The sequence below is a fragment of the Mycobacterium sp. NPDC051804 genome, from assembly GCF_044452905.1.
Lineage (GTDB): Bacteria > Actinomycetota > Actinomycetes > Mycobacteriales > Mycobacteriaceae > Mycobacterium.
Genome location: NZ_JBITCD010000006.1, coordinates 91480 through 109613 on the forward strand (window position 1 = coordinate 91480; position 18134 = coordinate 109613).

Annotated in this window: 15 protein-coding genes; 6 read left to right on the forward strand and 9 right to left on the reverse strand. The window is 67.0% G+C overall.

Annotation, left to right across the window (positions count from 1 at the left end; genetic code table 11):
* Positions 1-24 precede the first annotated feature (24 nt).
* Genes ACIA48_RS23265 through purH form a run of 3 tightly spaced genes read left to right on the forward strand, consistent with a single transcriptional unit; the run spans position 25 to position 3771 of the window.
* The gene (locus ACIA48_RS23265) at positions 25-1566 is read left to right on the forward strand and encodes a DUF6350 family protein (protein WP_396737070.1); all 1542 of its coding nucleotides are present in this window, start codon (positions 25-27) and stop codon (positions 1564-1566) included.
* Between the two features lie 10 nt (positions 1567-1576).
* A complete protein-coding gene (gene purN, locus ACIA48_RS23270; RefSeq protein WP_396737073.1) occupies positions 1577-2206 on the forward strand; it encodes a phosphoribosylglycinamide formyltransferase in 630 nt (209 codons plus the stop codon).
* Positions 2203-3771: a bifunctional phosphoribosylaminoimidazolecarboxamide formyltransferase/IMP cyclohydrolase gene (gene purH, locus ACIA48_RS23275; protein WP_396737076.1), complete on the forward strand. Its 1569-nt coding sequence runs from the start codon at positions 2203-2205 to the stop codon at positions 3769-3771. Before purN ends, purH begins: the two co-directional genes overlap by 4 nt.
* 72 nt (positions 3772-3843) lie before the next feature.
* Here purH and ACIA48_RS23280 read toward each other — a convergent pair whose 3' ends face one another.
* The gene (locus ACIA48_RS23280; protein ID WP_396737079.1) at positions 3844-4101 is read right to left on the reverse strand and encodes a Rho termination factor; all 258 of its coding nucleotides are present in this window, start codon (positions 4099-4101) and stop codon (positions 3844-3846) included.
* Between the two features lie 147 nt (positions 4102-4248).
* On the opposite strand from ACIA48_RS23280, the gene ACIA48_RS23285 reads away from it, so the two are divergent.
* The 3 genes from ACIA48_RS23285 to ACIA48_RS23295 are packed head-to-tail and all read left to right on the forward strand — an operon-like array spanning position 4249 to position 8116.
* A complete protein-coding gene (locus tag ACIA48_RS23285; protein WP_396737081.1) occupies positions 4249-5631 on the forward strand; it encodes a sigma 54-interacting transcriptional regulator in 1383 nt (460 codons plus the stop codon).
* Positions 5624-7594, forward strand: coding sequence for a VWA domain-containing protein (locus ACIA48_RS23290; protein WP_396737084.1), 1971 nt, complete (start codon positions 5624-5626; stop codon positions 7592-7594). Before ACIA48_RS23285 ends, ACIA48_RS23290 begins: the two co-directional genes overlap by 8 nt.
* 42 nt (positions 7595-7636) lie before the next feature.
* Positions 7637-8116, forward strand: coding sequence for a hypothetical protein (locus tag ACIA48_RS23295; RefSeq protein ID WP_396737086.1), 480 nt, complete (start codon positions 7637-7639; stop codon positions 8114-8116).
* On the opposite strand, the gene ACIA48_RS23300 is transcribed toward ACIA48_RS23295, so the two are convergent.
* The 8 genes from ACIA48_RS23300 to ACIA48_RS23335 form a co-directional block, all read right to left on the reverse strand.
* Positions 8117-8698, reverse strand: coding sequence for a DUF1707 domain-containing protein (locus ACIA48_RS23300; RefSeq protein ID WP_396737089.1), 582 nt, complete (start codon positions 8696-8698; stop codon positions 8117-8119).
* 158 nt (positions 8699-8856) lie between these two features.
* On the reverse strand, positions 8857-9618 hold the full coding sequence (locus ACIA48_RS23305; protein WP_396737092.1) for an SDR family oxidoreductase: 762 nt from the start codon (positions 9616-9618) through the stop codon (positions 8857-8859).
* On the reverse strand, positions 9619-10386 hold the full coding sequence (locus tag ACIA48_RS23310) for an enoyl-CoA hydratase family protein (RefSeq protein ID WP_396737095.1): 768 nt from the start codon (positions 10384-10386) through the stop codon (positions 9619-9621).
* Complete coding sequence (locus ACIA48_RS23315; RefSeq protein ID WP_396737098.1) at positions 10386-11555, reverse strand: acyl-CoA dehydrogenase family protein; 1170 nt, start codon at positions 11553-11555, stop codon at positions 10386-10388. Before ACIA48_RS23315 ends, ACIA48_RS23310 begins: the two co-directional genes overlap by 1 nt.
* An 8-nt stretch (positions 11556-11563) precedes the next feature.
* A complete protein-coding gene (locus ACIA48_RS23320; RefSeq protein WP_396738436.1) occupies positions 11564-13486 on the reverse strand; it encodes an acetyl/propionyl/methylcrotonyl-CoA carboxylase subunit alpha in 1923 nt (640 codons plus the stop codon).
* Between the two features lie 40 nt (positions 13487-13526).
* Positions 13527-15122, reverse strand: a complete 1596-nt coding sequence (locus tag ACIA48_RS23325) for an acyl-CoA carboxylase subunit beta (RefSeq protein ID WP_396737101.1) — start codon at positions 15120-15122, stop codon at positions 13527-13529.
* Positions 15119-16267, reverse strand: a complete 1149-nt coding sequence (locus tag ACIA48_RS23330) for an acyl-CoA dehydrogenase family protein (protein ID WP_396737104.1) — start codon at positions 16265-16267, stop codon at positions 15119-15121. The genes ACIA48_RS23325 and ACIA48_RS23330 overlap by 4 nt, the downstream gene beginning before the upstream one ends.
* Positions 16264-17970, reverse strand: coding sequence for an acyclic terpene utilization AtuA family protein (locus tag ACIA48_RS23335; RefSeq protein ID WP_396737107.1), 1707 nt, complete (start codon positions 17968-17970; stop codon positions 16264-16266). Before ACIA48_RS23335 ends, ACIA48_RS23330 begins: the two co-directional genes overlap by 4 nt.
* Positions 17971-18134 lie beyond the last annotated feature (164 nt).

Sequence of the window (18134 nt, forward strand, 5' to 3'; positions counted from 1 at the left end):
GGGCGTCTGCGAGGAGCGGCCTTAGTGGAAAACCGGCCAGTCGGCACACGCCAGGCGCGTGAGCTGCTTCGGGTCGCGTTCGGGCCGTCCATCGTGGCGCTGGGCGTCATCGCCGCAGTGGTCCTGCTGCAGCTTCTGATCGCCAACAGCGACATGACCGGCGCCCTCGGCGCGATCACCAGCATGTGGCTCGCCGTGCACATGGTGCCGATCTCGATCGGTGGCAGCGAGCTCGGCGTGATGCCGTTGCTGCCCATGCTCGCGATGGTGTGGGGAACCGCACGTACGACTGCAGGCGCCACGTCGCCGCAGGGTTCCTGGTTCGTGACGCGATGGGTCGTCGCATCGGCTCTCGGCGGCCCGCTGCTGATCGCGGCAATCTCGCTGGCGATCGTGCACGATGCGGCTTCGGTGCTCTCCCAGCTTCAGACGCCGGACGCCCTGCGCGCATTCGGCAGCGTGGCGGCGGTGCACGCGGCCGGCGCGGCAATCGGGGTCGGATCGCGCGTCGGACGGCGAGTCCTGGCTGACTCGCCCCTGCCCGCGTGGTTGCCCGACGCATTTCGCGCCGCCAGCGCAGGGGTGCTGGCGCTGCTGGGGCTCTCCGGTGTCGTGATGACCGGCTCGATGATCGTGCACTGGGCGACGATGCACGATCTGTATGGGATCACCGACTCCGTGTTCGGGCAGTTCAGCCTAACGCTGCTGTCCGTGCTGTACATCCCCAACGTGCTGGTCGGGACGGCTGCGGTCGCCGTCGGGTCCAGCGCACACATCGGGCTGGCGACGTTCAGCTCGTTCACCGTGTTCGGTGGCGACATCCCTGCGCTGCCGGTGCTGGCCGCTGTGCCAACCCCACCGCTGGGCCCGATATGGGTGGCGCTGCTGATCGTCGGCGCGGTGTCTGGGGTGGCGCTGGGCCAACAGGCGGCGCGACGGCCGCTGCCATTGTTGCCGGCGATCGCGAAGCTCGTCGTCGCGGCCGCGATCGCGGCGCTGATCATGGTGGTGCTCGGCTACGCCGGTAGCGGCCGGCTCGGCAACTTCGGCGACGTCGGCGTCGACCAGGCCACGTTCGGGCCCGCGGTGTTCCTGTGGTTCGTCGGCATCGGGGCGCTGACCGTGGCGATGACGGGTGGCATCGCGCGGCGGGTCCGGGTGCCGAAACCCAAACCGGAACCTGAGACCGAGGCTGAGCTCGAGACCGAGGGTGAGTCGGAAACCGAGGCTGAGCTCGAGACCGAGGGCGAGCTCGAAACCGAGGGTGAGTCTGAAATCGAGGACGAGGCCGAAACCGAGGGTGAGCCCGAGTTCGAGCCCGCTTTCGACGCCGAGCCAGATAGCGAGTTCGAGCCCGCTTTCGCGCCCGAGCCGGCCGTCGACGACATCGAACCGCACGCCGACGATGACCCCTATGACGAGCCCGCGGACGCCGCTCCGCTGACCCGGCGCGAGCCCAGGGAGGACTTCGGAGACCCCGAGGACCACTTCGTTGTCGACGACTTTCCAGACGATCAAGGCACGCCGGGCACGACCACGGACCGAGCGCCCAACCGCGACGATTAGGCTGCCAGGCGTGCAGCAACCGCTTCGTGTGCCCCCGAAGGTGCCGGCACGTGTTGTGGTGCTGGCTTCGGGCACCGGTTCGCTGTTGCGATCTCTGCTCGACGCGACCGGCGGCGACTATCCGGCCGACATCGTCGCCGTCGGTGTGGACCGCGACTGCCCGGCCGTCGACATCGCCGCCGCGGCCTCGGTGCCCAGCTATAGCGTGCGGCTGCGCGACCACCCTGACCGCGAGGCCTGGGACGCCGCGATCACCGAGGCGACGGCGGCCCAGGAGCCCGACCTGATCGTCGCCGCCGGATTCATGAAAATTCTTGGGCCTCATTTTCTTTCGCGCTTCATGGGCCGGATCATCAACACCCATCCGGCGCTATTGCCCTCGTTTCCGGGGGCGCACGCAGTACCCGACGCATTGGAGTACGGAGTAAAGGTGACGGGGTGCAGCGTGCACCTCGTCGACGCGGGCACCGACACCGGTCCGTTGCTGGCCCAAGAGGCCGTAACGGTGCTCGACGACGACGACGAAGCCTCCCTGCACGAGCGGATCAAGGTCGTCGAACGGCGACTGCTGGTGGACGTGCTGGCCGCGGTGGCAACCCGTGGCGTGACCTGGAACGGACGAAAGGCGACCATAGGATGACTGACCGTAGGGCTATCCGGCGCGCATTGATCAGCGTGTACGACAAGACCGGTCTCGCCGATCTCGCGCGCGGCCTGCACGAGGCGGGCGTCGAACTCGTCTCTACTGGCTCGACAGCGAAAACTATTGCCGGCGCCGGTGTTCCGGTCACATCCGTCGAACAGGTCACCGGGTTTCCCGAGGTGCTCGACGGCAGGGTCAAGACTCTGCACCCGCACGTGCACGCCGGGCTGCTCGCCGATCAGCGCAAGCCCGAACATGTTTCAGCGCTCGCCGGACTCGGTGTCGCGCCGTTCGAGCTGGTCGTCGTCAACCTCTATCCCTTCACCCAGACTGTCGACTCCGGCGCGGGCGAGGACGAATGCGTCGAGCAGATCGACATCGGCGGTCCGTCGATGGTGCGCGCCGCCGCCAAGAACCACCCCAGCGTCGCCGTGGTCGTCGATCCGCTGGGCTACGACGGTGTGCTCGCCGCAGTCCGCTCCGGTGGATTCACGCTGGAGGAGCGGAAGAAGCTGGCCTCTTTGGCATTTCGGCACACCGCCGAGTACGACGTCGCGGTCGCGGCGTGGATGTCGTCGGTGCTCGCGTCCGAAGGTGATGCGGCCCCGCCGTCGCTAGCCTTGTGGACCGGTGCGACGTATCGCCGCGAAGCCGTGCTGAGGTACGGCGAGAATCCGCACCAGCAGGCCGCGCTGTATCGCTACGACTCGGGTTGGCCGGGTTTGGCCCAGGCGCAGCAGCTGCACGGAAAAGAGATGTCCTACAACAACTACACCGATGCCGATGCCGCCTGGCGCGCCGCCTTCGACCACGAAGAGATCTGCGTGGCGATCATCAAGCACGCCAACCCGTGCGGAATCGCGATCTCGTCGGTGTCGGTGGCCGATGCGCACCGCAAGGCCCACGAATGCGATCCGCTGTCGGCGTTCGGTGGAGTGATCGCGGCCAACACCGAAGTGACCGTCGAGATGGCCGAGACGGTGGCCGACATCTTCACCGAGGTGATCATCGCGCCCGCCTACGAGTCGGGTGCCGTGGAAGTGCTTGCGCGCAAGAGGAACATCCGGGTGCTCCTGGCGTCCGAACCGCAGCAGGGCGGCACCGAGTTCCGCCAGATCAGCGGCGGCCTGCTGATCCAGCAGCGCGACGAGTTCACCGCGCCGGGCGACGATTCCGCGAACTGGGAACTGGCCACCGGCTCACCCGCCGACCCGGCGACGCTGGCCGACCTGAAGTTCGCGTGGCTGGCGTGCCGTGCGGTGAAATCGAACGCGATCGTCGTCGCCGCGGACGGCGCCACCGTCGGGGTCGGCATGGGTCAGGTCAACCGGGTCGACGCGGCCAAGCTGGCCGTACAGCGGGCAGGCGATCGCGTGCAGGGTGCCGTCGCGGCGTCAGATGCCTTCTTCCCGTTCCCCGACGGTCTTGAGGTGCTCACGGTTGCCGGTGTGAAGGCGATCGTGCACCCGGGAGGTTCCGTGCGTGATGACGAGGTCACCGCGGCAGCCGCCAAGGCGGGCATCACGCTCTACCTCACCGGAGCACGCCACTTCGCGCACTGAGTCGTCACCGCCGAACGTGGGTTACCCGCACGCCGCTGGGGCGAAAGCGTGCGTGGGTAACCCACGTTCGCGCTAGGAGTTGCGAATCTTGTCGATCAGCTTGGACTTGGTCAGCGAGGAGTAGCCCGACAAGCCGATTTCCTTTGCGCGTTTCTTCAAGTCCGTAACCGTCCAGTCGTCGTACGAGCCGGACTTCCCGCCCTTGCGACCGACGGCGGACGTGCCGCGGGCCGCGGCCGCATTGGCGATCCTGGCGGATTTCTGCCTCGAGTTGCCTTGGTCGCGCAGGTCCTCGTACAGCTTCTCGTTCTTGATCGACGGGTTTGGCATCGCGGTATCTCCTCTTCGGACTACTCATCGGAGAGTGCCCACTGTCAACGCATCTATGCACGTCCTGAGCGTGCGCGAAATCTGACGTTTTGGCGGCGTGTCGACCGGGGACACGCACGCTCGCAGGACACGTCGTAGCGTGGAGTGGTGACATCACCTAACGATTTGCCTCGAACCGTCGGAGAGCTGAGGGCCTCCGGTCACGTCGAGCGGGGCGTCAAGGCCGAAATCCGCGAGAACCTGCTGGCCGCACTGGCCGAGGGACGCGACGCTTGGCCAGGGATCCTGGGCTTCGAGGACACCGTGATTCCGCAGCTCGAGCGTGCCCTGATCGCCGGGCACGACGTGGTCCTGCTGGGTGAACGCGGCCAGGGTAAGACGCGGCTGCTGCGCGCGCTGACCGGCCTGCTCGACGAGTGGACGCCTGTGATCGCCGGCTCCGAACTCAATGAGCATCCGTACTCGCCGATCACCCCCGAGTCGATCCGCCGGGCCGCGGACTCCGGCGATGACCTGCCTATCGAGTGGCGGCACCGCAGCGAGCGCTACACCGAGAAGCTCGCAACCCCGGACACCAGCGTGGCCGACCTCGTCGGCGACATCGACCCGATCAAGGTGGCCGAGGGCCGCAGCCTCGGTGACCCGGAGACCATCGCCTACGGCCTCATCCCTCGAGCGCACCGAGGCATCGTCGCGATCAACGAGCTGCCCGACCTCGCCGAGCGCATACAGGTGTCGATGCTGAACGTGATGGAGGAGCGCGACATCCAGGTGCGCGGCTACACGCTGCGGCTGCCGCTGGACGTGGTCGTCGTCGCCAGCGCCAACCCCGAGGACTACACCAACCGTGGCCGCATCATCACGCCGCTGAAGGACCGCTTCGGCGCCGAGATCCGCACCCACTACCCGTATGAGCTCGACGCTGAGGTCGGTGTCATCCGGCAGGAAGCGCATCTGGCGGCGGAGGTGCCCGAGTATCTGGTGCAGGCGCTCGCGCGGTTTGCCCGCTACCTGCGCGAGTCGCGGTCCATCGACCAGCGTTCCGGTGTGTCGGCGCGCTTCGCGATCGCGGCCGCCGAAACAGTCGCCGCGTCGGCGCGTCACCGCTCGGCGATCCTCGGCGAGGCGGACCCGGTCGCACGGGTTGTTGACCTGTCGACGGTGATCGACGTGCTGCGCGGCAAGCTGGAATTCGAATCCGGTGAGGAGGGCCGCGAGCAAGCGGTGCTCGAACACCTACTGCGCCGCGCCACCGCGGACACCGCGCAGAAGCTGCTCGGCGGCATCGACGTCGGTCCGCTGGTGGTCGCGATCGAGAACGGTTCTGCGGTTACCACCGGTGAGCGCGTGTCCTCCCGTGACGTGCTGGCCGCGGTGCCCGAGGTTCCGGCGATCGCGGAGATCCAGAAGCGGCTCGACGCGACGACGGACGGGCAGCGCGCGGCTGCGGTCGAACTGGCGCTCGAGGCGCTGTATCTGGCGAAGCGGATCGACAAGGTGTCTTCAGAAGGCGAAACCGTCTATGGCTAAACGCACTTCGCGGTATTCGCGATACACCGGCGGGCCCGACCCGCTGGCGCCGCCGGTCGACCTGCGCGAGGCGCTCGAACAGATCGGGCAAGACGTGATGGAGGGCAGTTCGCCGCGGCGCGCACTGTCGGAGCTGATGCGGCGTGGCACGCAGAACATGCGGGGCGCCGACAAGCTCGCCGCCGAAGCCAACCGTCGTCGCCGGGAACTGTTGCAGCGCAACAACCTCGACGGCACGCTGCAAGAAGTAAAGAAACTGCTCGACGAAGCGGTGCTCGCCGAGCGCAAGGAGCTGGCCAGAGCGCTCGACGACGACGCACGGTTCAACGAGATGCGTATCGAGTCGTTGCCGCCCTCACCGGCCAAGGCCGTGCAAGAACTCTCCGACTACGACTGGCGCAGTGAAGAGGCGCGCGAAAAATACGACCAGATCAAGGATCTCCTCGGACGCGAGATGCTCGACCAGCGATTCGCCGGCATGAAGCAGGCGATGGAGAACGCCACCGATGAAGACCGCCAACGTGTCAACGAGATGCTCGACGATCTCAACGACCTGCTCGACAAGCACGCCAAGGGTGAGGATTCGCAAGAAGACTTCCAGAACTTCATGGACAAACACGGCGAGTTCTTCCCCGAGAACCCGCGTAATGTCGAGGAGTTGCTGGATTCTCTGGCCAAGCGCGCCGCCGCCGCGCAGCGCTTCCGCAACAGCCTGTCCCCTGATCAGCGTGCCGAGCTGGATGCGTTGGCACAGCAGGCATTCGGCTCACCGTCGCTGATGAACGCGCTCAACCGGCTCGACAGCCACCTACAGGCTGCGCGGCCCGGTGAGGACTGGGACGGTTCGTCGCGGTTCTCCGGTGACAACCCGATGGGCATGGGCGAAGGCACCCAGGCGATGGCCGACATCGCCGAACTTGAGGAGCTGGCCGAGGCGCTCTCGCAGAGCTACGCAGGCGCCACCATGGAGGACGTCGACCTGGACATGCTCGCCCGCCAATTGGGTGACGAAGCCGCTGTGGACGCCAAGACGTTGGCCGAGCTCGAGAAGGCGCTGATGGACCAGGGGTTCCTGGACCGCGGTTCCGACGGGCAGTGGCGGCTGTCGCCCAAAGCGATGCGCCAGCTTGGTCAGGCCGCGCTACGTGATGTGGCGCAACAGCTTTCAGGACGACACGGCGAACGCGACACCCGTCGGGCAGGTGCGGCCGGTGAGCTGACCGGCGCGACGCGGCCATGGGCGTTCGGCGACACCGAACCCTGGAACGTCACCCGCACCTTGACGAACACAGTGCTGCGTCAGGCCGGCACCGGCGGCGTCGACATGCCGTTGAAGTTCACCGTCGAAGACGTGGAGATCTCCGAGACGGAGACGCGCACGCAGGCCGCGGTGGCGCTGCTGGTCGATACCTCCTTCTCGATGGTGATGGAGAACCGGTGGCTGCCGATGAAGCGCACGGCGCTGGCGCTGAGCCACCTCGTCAGTACGCGGTTTCGCTCGGATGCGTTGCAGATCATTGCTTTCGGCCGTTATGCGCGCACCGTGACCACCGCCGAGCTGACCGGTCTGGAAGGTGTCTACGAGCAAGGCACCAACCTGCACCATGCGCTGGCGCTGGCAGGCAGGCATCTGCGGCGCCATCCCAACGCCCAACCGGTGCTGCTGGTGGTAACCGACGGTGAACCCACCGCACACTTGGAGGACTTCGACGGCGAGGGCTCGTCAGTCTTCTTCGACTACCCGCCCCACCCTCGCACGATCGCCCACACGGTCAAGGGATTTGACGACATGGCGGGCCTGGGTGCACAGGTGACGATCTTCCGGCTGGGCAGCGATCCCGGACTGGCCAAGTTCATCGATCAGGTCGCGCGCCGCGTCGAGGGTCGCGTGGTGGTACCCGATCTCGACGGGTTGGGCGCCGCCGTCGTCGGCGATTACCTGCGTTCACGGCGTCGCCGCTGAGCAGGCTCGGCGCCCCCAGGTCGGCCCGTGTAGGGTTTCGGGGTGCTGAGCAGACTGCTGACGACCCTCGGGACAGCGGGCGTCATCACGACAATTGGTGTCCCGGGGATCGCGTCGGCTGAGCCCGCCCCCGGCCCTCCCAACGTTAACGGGTACGCGCCGGCCAAGCCGTCCGAGTATTCGGTGAACGACGGTGCGTGGTACGCCTTCAGCGTCCCCAACGGTTTGACCTGCGTGCTGGACCGTCAGTCGGGTGGGTACGGGTGCAGCGGGCCGATACCCGCGGCGCCTGGCGGAGCCAACATGGTGAGTGCGGGCCCCGTCGGCGGGCCGGGCTTCGCGAATTCCGACCGCCCGTTGTACGGCGTGACCGACGCTGCCAAGCCGCTTCCGCCCAACACCCGGTTGTCCTTCCGCACGGTGAGCTGCGGTACGGACGGAGTCACGACCACGTGTACGAACAGTGCCGATCAGACCGGTTTCGTTCTAAGCCCGGCGGGAAGTTTCGTCTTCGGCGCGTAGCTAAGCGCTCTTGCGCTTCTTACGCTTGACGCCGACACTGCCCCACAACGAGAAGCCGCGGATGCGCACACACGGCGCGCCCGGCGAGCCGTCGCCGCTCACGCTGTGGTCGAAGGACCCCATCACCCCGACACCGCGCAGGTCCACATTCACCTCGGGCGGGACCAGTATGGTCTGGCCGCCGAAGATCGAGTACGAGTGGATCTCGACGTCCGGCGACGTGAAGTCGGCGTACCGCAAATCCACGACGCCGCCACCGAACAGAGCAAACGTGGTCAGTCGCTTCGGTACGTTCCAGCGGCCGCGACGCTCGAAGCCGCTCATGATTGCCAGCAGCATCGTCGACGGCGCGGGTCGCACGGGACCGCCGCTGGGGCCGCGCGTGAACGCACCGGGCAGATCGGCGGACAGCCGGTCGAGTTCGTCGTACGTCTGCGCGGCGTAGGCCCTGGTCAGACGCGCTTCGTATTCGTTCAGCGGCAGTCGGCCCTGAGCGGCGGCATCGGTGAGCAGCTGCGCCATATGGATACGATCGGTGTCTCCAGCGCGCATCGAGCCGTTCCGCGACGCTGGAGTGCTCATCCCGGCCATCTGTTCTTTGCGCAGGCGCTCATCACTACCATCTGTTCTTCGCGGAACCGCTCATCACCGACGAGCCTACGACGAACGCTGGCACATGCAAGGCCGTTGGCCAAACTGTGCACTCATCGACGCCGGCGAATCAGATAGATGAGCAAACTTCATTTCAAGGTGGCCACGTAGTCGGCAAACTCGATAGAGCCGGCCGGGTTCTCGGGCACGAGGTTCGCGCCCGAGCGGTAGGCGGCGATGATGCGTCCGGGCACCGGGACGGCCACCACCTTGCGGCGGCCCCCGCGCACCGTTAGGTATATCCGCCCCAACTCCGAGTGCGTGTGCACGCGCGGCCCGCCGATGTCGGGCACCCGGCCCGACGGCTCAGAGTCGACCAGCTCGACGAGGCGGCCTGCGACGTCTCGCGTGTCGATCGGCTGAAACCGCACGCCGCGCAGGGCCCACATCACGGGGGAGTACCGCTGGATCGCGAAAGAGGTGGTGATCAGGTCGTGGAACTGGGTGGCGCGCAGCACTGTGTAGCCCACGCCGGAGGCTTCCAGCACCTGTTCGACGCGAAGCTTGGTTCGGTAGTACGGCAGCGGGATTCGATCAATGCCGACGATCGACACGTGTACGAGGTGGCCGACACCGGCTCGCCGCACCGCGGACGCGAGGTTCTGCATCGAGGTGACGTCTTGGTCGCGGGTCGGCTGTGTGGCGCAGTTGACGATCACGTCCACACCGTCGACCGCGGCATCTATGGCCTCGTCTGCGAGCAGATCGCCGCGGAGCCAGTGCACTGGCGAGCCGTCGTTGCGATCGCGTCGGCTCAGGGCGCGCACCCGATGCCCGTCCGCGAGCGCGGCAGCCATCACCTGGCTGCCGAGCGTGCCCGTTGCTCCGGTGACAAGAATTTCGCGTGGCATCTAACGGCCCCAATTCGGCGGGCGCTTCTGCAGGAACGCCAGCATGCCTTCCCTGGCCTCCTCGGAGACGAACAACTCGGCCGACTGTCGGGTCAACCCCTCGGCGTCGCGGTCGAACGCCGCCAGCAGCGCTGCGGTCGTCAGCGCCTTGGAGGCGGCCAGGCCCTGCGGGGAGGCCTTGCCGATCGCGTCGGCCAGAGTCGCCACAGTTGCTTCGACGTCGTCGGCGGCCATGGTGATCAAGCCGATGTCGGCGGCCTCGGCGGCGCCGAACTTCTCACCCGTCACGAAGTACCGGCCCGCGGCACGGGTGGTCATCTTCGGCAGCAGGGTCAGCGAAATGATCGACGGCGCAACACCAATGCGGGCTTCGGTCAGCGCGAACGTGCTTGCCTGGCCCGCCACCGCGATGTCGCACGCGCCGACCAAACCCAGCCCGCCGGCCCGGACGTGCCCGTCGATCGCGCCGATCACGGGCATCGGCAGTTCGAGAATCCGGCGCAGCAGCCGGGTCAGTTCGCGCGCGCGGTCGGCCGCGATATCGGCGGGGTCGCCACCGGAGGCCTGCGCGAGATCGGCTCCCGCGCAGAAGGTTCCGCCGGTATGGCCAAGTACCACGGCACGGACCCCGGGGTTCTCCGTCGCGTCGGTGAGCCCCTGGTGCAACTGATCGACCAGCGCGGTTGACAGTGCGTTGCGGTTCTCCGGCGAGTCCAGCGTCAGCCGCGCGACGCTACCGTCGACGCTATAGCGGACGAGCGCACTCATCAGTACGACCTGGGCAGACCCAACGACGTCTGCGCGACGAAGTTGAGGATCATCTCCCGGCTCACGGGCGCGATGCGCGCCAACCTCGATGCCGTAAGAACCGATGCGATGCCGTACTCCTTCGTCAGACCGTTTCCGCCGAGGCTCTGCACGGCCTGGTCGACGGCCCGCACCGATGCCTCACCGGCGGCGTATTTGGCCATGTTGGCAGCCTCGGCGGCGCCGACATCGTCACCGAGGTCGTACAGCGACGCGGCCTTCTGCATCATCAGCTTCGCCAGCTCGATCTCGATGTGGTTCTGCGCCAACGGATGTGCGATCCCCTGGTGCGCACCGATCGGCGTCTTCCAGACCTGCCGGGTCTTGACGTAATCGGTGGCCTTGTTGATCGCGAAGCGGCCCATGCCCACCGCGCTGGCGGCACCCATGATGCGTTCGGGGTTGAGCCCGGCGAACAGCTGCGCGATCGCAGCGTCTTCGGAGCCGACGAGTGCATCGGCGGGCAGTCGCACCTCGTCGAGGAACAGCTGGAACTGGTTCTCGGGGCTGACGATCTCCATGTCGATCTTGGTCCACGTCATGCCGGGTGTGTCGGTGGGCACCACGAACAGCGCCGGACGAAGAGATTCGGACTTGTGGGCCCCTTCTTTGTAGGCGCGACCGACGACGAGCACCGCCTGTGCCTGGTCGACGCCGGAGATGTACACCTTCTGGCCGGACAGGATCCAGTCGCTGCCATCGCGGCGGGCGGTGGTGGTGATCCGGTGGCTGTTCGAACCGGCGTCAGGTTCGGTGATCGCGAATGCCATCGTGATCGAACCGTCGGCGATACCGGGGATCCAGCGCTTCTTTTGTTCCTCGGTGCCGAACTTGGAAATGATGGTGCCGTTGATGGCGGGGGAAACGACCATCAGCAGCAGCGCCGAGCCGGCGGCGGCCATTTCCTCCATGACCAACGACAGTTCGTACATCCCCGCACCGCCGCCGCCGTACTCCTCGGGCAAGTTCACCCCAATGAATCCGAGTTTGCCTGCCTCGCTCCATAACTCGGTGGTGTGCTCACCTTTGCGGGACTTCTCCAGGTAGTACTTCTCACCGTAGTTGGCGGCCATCGCGGCGACGGCTTTGCGCAGCGCCTGCTGTTCTTCGGTTTCGACAAAGCTGCTCATGTGATTCCTTAGGGGTTGTCGACTCGGGCGAGTACGGCACCGACGTCGACCTGCTGGCCGACCTCGACGTTGAGTTCTGCGAGCACGCCGTCGCCCGGTGAGGTCACGGTGTGCTCCATCTTCATGGCCTCCAGCCACACCAGCGGCTGTCCGGCGGTCACCGAGTCGCCCACCGCGGCGCCGATGCGCAGCACCGAACCTGGCATGGGCGCCAATAGCGACCCTTGCGCGACGGCGGCGTCCGGATCACCGAAGCGCGGCAACGCAATCAGATGCACGGGCCCAAGGGGCGAGTCGACGTACACGTCGGCGGCGTACCTCGCGATATCGAACGCACGCTCCACGCCGCCGATGGACAGCACGACGCGATTCGCGGTGGCCGACACCAGGGCGACGTCGTCGTGGTCGGGGAGGCGCACACCGGTGCGGGTGTGGCGGTAGCGCACCGGATGCTCGCCGCCCGCGGCGTCGCCGTAGGACTTGGTCTGGAATCCCGAGCCCAGGTTGCGCCAGCCGCTTGGTGCAGCGGCGAACACCGTTGCGCTGTCACGGTTCTGCGCGGCGTCGGCGAGCGCCGCCGCGACCGCTGACTGCGCGACGGCGCGCTCGTCGCCCAGTGGGGCGGACAGCCGGTCGAGGCCATGGGTGTCGAAGAACGCCGTATCCGTGGCGCCGTCGAGAAACGCCGGGTGCCGCAGCACGTTGACCAGCAGATCGCGGTTGGTCCTGATCCCGTGCAGCCGGGTGCGCGTCAACGCATCGGCGAGGACGGCAGCCGCCTGACGCCGCGTCGGGGCGTAGGAGATGACCTTGGCCAGCATGGGGTCATAGAAGATCGACACCTCCGAGCCGTCCTCCACGCCCGTGTCGACGCGCACCGTCTGGGGCACCTCGAAGTGATGCACGGTGCCTGCCTGCGGCTGCCAGTTCTTCGCCGGATCTTCGGCGTAGAGCCGTGCCTCGATGGAGGACCCGCGCGACGGCGGGGGTTCGGGGTCGAGCCGTCCGCCGTCGGCCACGAGCAACTGCAACTCCACGAGGTCCAGACCGGTGGTGGCCTCGGTGACGGGATGTTCGACCTGCAGGCGGGTGTTCATCTCGAGGAAGAAGAAATCTCCCTCGTCATCGGCCATGAACTCGACGGTGCCCGCGCCGGCGTAGCCGATGGCTTCGGCCGCCAGCCGCGCAGCGTCGAACAGCTTGGCGCGCATGCCTTCTGTGCGTTCGACCAGCGGCGAGGGTGCTTCCTCGATGATCTTCTGGTGGCGTCGCTGGATCGAGCATTCGCGTTCGCCGACCGCCCAGACGGTGCCGTGCTGATCGGCCATCACCTGGACCTCGACGTGATGACCGGTGGCGAGGTAGCGCTCGCAGAAGACCGTCGGATCGCCGAAGGCCGACTGCGCTTCACGGCGTGCGGCCTCCACTTGCCCGGACAGCGCGGACAATTCGTCGACCACGCGCATACCGCGGCCGCCGCCGCCCGCCGAGGCTTTGATCAGCACAGGCAGCTGGTCGGCGGTGACGGTGTCGGGGTCGAGTTCCTCGAGCACCGGGACGCCCGCGGCCGACATCATCTTCTTCGCCTCGATCTTGGAGCCCATCGCGGCGACCGCGGCCACCGGCGGACCGATCCACGTCAGCCCGGCATCGGCCACCGCGTCGGCGAATTCAGCGTTCTCGGAGAGGAATCCGTATCCGGGGTGGATCGCATCGGCATCGGCGGCTGTCGCGGCGGCGATGAGCTGCGCCGCATCAAGGTAGCCCCTGGTGCCTTCCAGGCGCACCCGGGCGTCAGCCTCCGCGACGTGCGGAGACGCGGCGTCGGGATCGGTGTATACGGCCACCGTGCCGATGCCGAGCTTGCGGCACGTGGCGAAGACGCGGCGGGCGATCTCGCCGCGATTGGCAACCAGCACTCGAGTGATCAGTGTTTTCTCCTCTTCGCGCAAGCGCTCATCGGCCGGCCCCCTACATCCTGAAGACGCCGAAGTTCGACGTCCCCTTGATCGGGCCATTCGCGATGGCGGACAGACACATTCCCAGTACGGTGCGGGTGTCCCGCGGGTCGATCACGCCGTCGTCGTAGAGCCGGCCGGACAGGAACATCGGCAGCGACTCCGCCTCGATCTGCGCTTCCACTGCGGCACGTAGCGCGGCATCGGCGTCCTCGTCGACCTGTTGGCCGCGGGCCTCGGCGGCGGCGCGACTGACGATCGACAGCACGCCCGCCAACTGGGTGCCGCCCATGACCGCGGACTTGGAACTGGGCCAGGCGAAGAGGAAGCGGGGATCGTAGGCGCGGCCGCACATGCCGTAGTGGCCCGCACCGTACGAGGCGCCGATCAGCAGGGAAATGTGGGGCACGGTCGAGTTCGAGACGGCGTTGATCATCATCGAGCCGTGCTTGATCATCCCGCCTTCCTCGTATTTCTTGCCGACCATGTAGCCGGTCGTGTTGTGCAGGAACAACAGTGGCGTGTCGGCGCGGTTGGCCAGCTGGATGAACTGGGTGGCCTTCTGCGACTCCTCGGAGAACAACACCCCGCGGTGGTTGGCCAGGATGCCGATCGGATAGCCGTACAAGGTGGCCCAGCCGGTCACCAACGAGCCACCGTAGAGCGGCTTGAACTCGTCGAAGTCCGAGCCGTCGACGATGCGGGCGATGACGTCACGCGGATCGAACGGGATGCGCAGGTCGGCGGGGACGATGCCAACCAGCTCGTCGGGGTCGAACAGTGGCTCGGTGACCGGACCCGGCGGCGGTCCCTGCTTGTGCCAGTTCAGCCTGGCCACGATGCGACGGCCGATGCGGATCGCGTCGAGCTCGTCGACCGCGAAGTAATCACCGAGTCCTGAAGTGCGCGCATGCATCTCGGCGCCACCGAGCGACTCGTCGTCGGATTCCTCGCCGGTCGCCATCTTCACCAGCGGCGGCCCGGCCAAGAAGACCTTGGAGCGTTCTTTGATCATCACCACGTGGTCGGACATGCCGGGGATGTAGGCGCCGCCCGCCGTCGAATTGCCGAAGACCAGCGCGATGGTCGGGATCCCCGCTGCCGAAAGCCGGGTGAGGTCCCGGAACATCTGCCCGCCGGGGATGAAGATCTCTTTCTGCGTCGGCAGGTCGGCACCGCCGGACTCCACCAGCGACACCACCGGCAGCCGGTTCTGCAGCGCGATCTGGTTGGCACGCAGGATCTTCTTCAATGTCCACGGATTGCTGGTGCCGCCCTTGACCGTTGGGTCGTTCGACACGATGAGGCACTCGACGCCCTCGATCGCGCCGATACCCGTCACGACGCTGGCGCCGACGGTGAAGTCGGTGCCCCAGGCGGCGAGTGGACTGAGTTCCAGGAACGGCGAATCGGGGTCGAGCAGCATCTCGATGCGCTCGCGCGCGGTCATCTTGCCGCGGTCGTGGTGGCGTTTGACGTACTTCTCACCGCCGCCCGCCAACGCCTTGGCGTGTTCGGCATCGAGTTCGGCGAGCTTGCCGGTCATCACGTCCGCGGCGTCGGAGAACGCCTTCGACCTCTTGTCGATCGTCGACTTCAGCGTGGTCATGACTGGTAGCCAAGCGTTTTCGCGGCGAGGCTGGTGAGAATCTCCGTCGTACCACCGCCGATGCCGAGGATGCGCATATCGCGGTACTGCCGCTCCACTTCGGATTCGCTCATGTATCCCATCCCGCCGAACAACTGCACCGCCTGGTTGGCCACCCACTCGCCGGCTTCGACGGCGGTGTTCTTGGCGAAGCACACCTCGGTGATGAGGTTGGTCTCGCCCGCGAGTTGCCGTTCAACGATGGTGTGGGTGTACACACGCGCCACGTCGACCCGTCGCGCCATCTCAGCGAGCGTGTTCTGGACGGATTGCCGCGTGATCAGCGGCTTGCCGAACGTCTCGCGGTTGCGGCACCACTCGACCGTCAGGTCGAGGCACCGCTGCGCGCTCGCGTACGCCTGCGCGGCGAGACCGACGCGCTCGGCGACGAATGCACCTGCGATCTGGATGAATCCGGTGTTCTCGCCGCCGATGAGGTTGGCGGCGGGTACCCGCACATCGGTATAGGAGAGCTCAGCGGTGTCGCTGGACCGCCAGCCCATCTTGTCCAGCTTTCGGGTCACTTCGAAACCGGCGGTGTCCTTATCGACGACGATCAGCGAAACACCGGCCGCGCCAGGTCCTCCCGTGCGTGCGGCGGTCACCACGTAGTCGGCCCGCACACCGGAGGTGATGTAGGTTTTCGCGCCGTTGATGACGTAGTCGTCGCCATCGCGGACGGCGCGCGTGGTCAGGTGCCCGACGTCTGAACCGCCGCCCGGTTCGGTGATGGCGAGACTGCCGATCACGTCGCCGCGCAGTGTCGGCCGCACGTAGGTGTCGATCAACCGCTGGTCGCCCGACGCGATCATGTGCGGCACGGAGATTCCGCACGTGAACAGCGAGGCGAACACGCCGCCGGGTGCGCCGGAGTAGTGCATCTCCTCGCAGATGACGACGGCGTCCGCCCCGTCACCACCGCCGCCGCCGACCGCTTCGGGCATGCCCGCGCCCAACAAGCCCGCGTCGCCTGCCTTGCGGTGCAGTTCGCGCGGTAGGTCGCCGGTGCGCTCCCACTCATCGACGTTGGGCAGGATCTCGCGTTCCGCGAACGCCCGCACCGTCTTTCGCAGTTGTTCCCGCTCAGGGGTATGCCAGATGCTCAAAACAACAACTCCTCAGGGATGTCGACATGGCGGCTGCGCAGCCATTCACCAAGACCTTTGGCCTGCGGATCGAAGCGGGCTTGATAGGCAACCCCTTCGCCGAGGATGCCCTCGATCACGAAGTTCACCGCCCGCAGGTGCGGCAGCAGATGCCGCGTGACGACCAGATCCGCTGTCTCAGGAAGCAACTCGCGAAGCTTGTCGACGGTCATGGTGTGCGCCAGCCACTGCCAGTGATCGTCGCGGCGCACCCACAACCCGACGTTGGCGCCGCCACCCTTGTCGCCGCTGCGCGCACCCGCGATCCGTCCCAGTGGGACCCGTCGGGTGTCACCGGCGGGAAGTGGTTCGGGTAATGCGGGCGACGGCACGTCGACTAGTTCCTTGGTCTCCGACGCGGGTGCGACCTCCACCCGGCTGCCGTCGGCGTGCACCGCGACGTGGGCGACCTCGGTGGCGGGCACGAAGGCGGGCCGGAACACGCCGTAGATCTGGCCGTCGCCCGGCGGCGCCGTGCTGGTGAAACCCGGATAGCTGGCCAATGCGAGTTCGACTGCCGCCGAGGAGAATCGGCGGCCGACATTGGCGGGATCGGGATCGCGCACCACGCAGCGCAGGAGCGCGCTGGCCGCCTCCTCGGTGTCGGCGTCGGCGTGGTCGGTGCGCGCGAGCGTCCACTGCATCTCGGCGGGCTTGACCGTCAGGGTGCTGTCGAGTTGTTTGCGCACCAGCGCGGCCTTGGCCTCGATGTCCAATCCCGTGAGCACCAACGTCATCTCGTTGCGGAATCCGCCGACGCTGTTGAGCGAGACCTTCAACGTCGGGGGCGGCGCTTCGCCCGTCACCCCGCTGATCCGGACGCGGTCGTCGCCGTCGTCGGAGAGTTCGATGGTGTCGACCCGAAGCGTCGCATCGGGATTGGCGTACCGAGCTCCGGTGATCTCGTAGAGCAGTTGCGCGGTGACGGTGTCGACGGTGACGGCGCCGCCGGTGCCCGGATGTTTGGTGATCACCGACGAACCGTCGGAATGGATCTCCGCCAGCGGAAAGCCCGGATACGTGAGGTCGGCGATCTCGGTGAAGAAGGAGTAGTTGCCGCCGGTGGCCTGCGCACCGCATTCGATGACGTGGCCCGCTGCGATTGCGCCGGCGAGCTGGTCATAGTCGGTGCGTCCCCATCCGTGATGCGCGGCCGCGGGTCCGACGATTACCGACGCGTCGGTGACGCGCCCGGTGACGACGACGTCCGCGCCCGAGTTCAGGCAGTCGACGATGCCCCACGCTCCGAGGTAGGCGTTGGCCGCCAGTGGCGCGTCCAAACCCAGCTCCTCGGCCCTCGGCAGCAGATCGTCGCCCTCGACGTGGGCCACCCGGACGCTCAGCCCGAGGCGGTCCGCCAGGCTCCGCACGGCCTGCGCCAAACCGGCGGGGTTCAGTCCGCCCGCGTTCGCAACGATCCGCACCCCGCGGTCCAGCGCGGTGCCGAGGCACTCCTCGAGCTGGATCAGAAAGGTCTTGGCATAGCCGCGGTCAGGCGACTTGGCGCGATCGCGCGCCAGGATCAGCATCGTGAGTTCGGCGAGGTAATCGCCGGTCAGGTAGTCCAAATCGCCGCCGGTGAGCATCTCCCGCATGGCCGCGAGCCGGTCACCGTAGAAGCCCGAGTAGTTGCCAATGCGGACCGCTGCTGAAGTAGTAGCCACGCGCCTCCTTGCGACGTATCAACCAACCGGTAGGTTAGCGGTACCGGTGGTATCGCGCCAAGCCACTTCGCTGTTTTGGAGGCTACGCAGGTCACCGGCTATCCTGAAGAGCAATTGCCGATGCCTGAGACGTTGCGCGGCACATACTTCATTACCGATAGACC

Excerpts from the sequence above, each read along its gene's own strand:
- purH (WP_396737076.1), top strand. The coding sequence starts at position 2,203 with ATGACTGACCGTAGGGCTATCCGGCGCGCATTGATCAGCGTGTACGAC.
- ACIA48_RS23280 (WP_396737079.1), bottom strand. The coding sequence starts at position 4,101 with ATGCCAAACCCGTCGATCAAGAACGAGAAGCTGTACGAGGACCTGCGC.
- ACIA48_RS23290 (WP_396737084.1), top strand. The coding sequence starts at position 5,624 with ATGGCTAAACGCACTTCGCGGTATTCGCGATACACCGGCGGGCCCGAC.
- ACIA48_RS23300 (WP_396737089.1), bottom strand. The coding sequence starts at position 8,698 with ATGAGCACTCCAGCGTCGCGGAACGGCTCGATGCGCGCTGGAGACACC.
- ACIA48_RS23305 (WP_396737092.1), bottom strand. The coding sequence starts at position 9,618 with ATGCCACGCGAAATTCTTGTCACCGGAGCAACGGGCACGCTCGGCAGC.
- ACIA48_RS23310 (WP_396737095.1), bottom strand. The coding sequence starts at position 10,386 with ATGAGTGCGCTCGTCCGCTATAGCGTCGACGGTAGCGTCGCGCGGCTG.
- ACIA48_RS23315 (WP_396737098.1), bottom strand. The coding sequence starts at position 11,555 with ATGAGCAGCTTTGTCGAAACCGAAGAACAGCAGGCGCTGCGCAAAGCC.
- ACIA48_RS23325 (WP_396737101.1), bottom strand. The coding sequence starts at position 15,122 with ATGACCACGCTGAAGTCGACGATCGACAAGAGGTCGAAGGCGTTCTCC.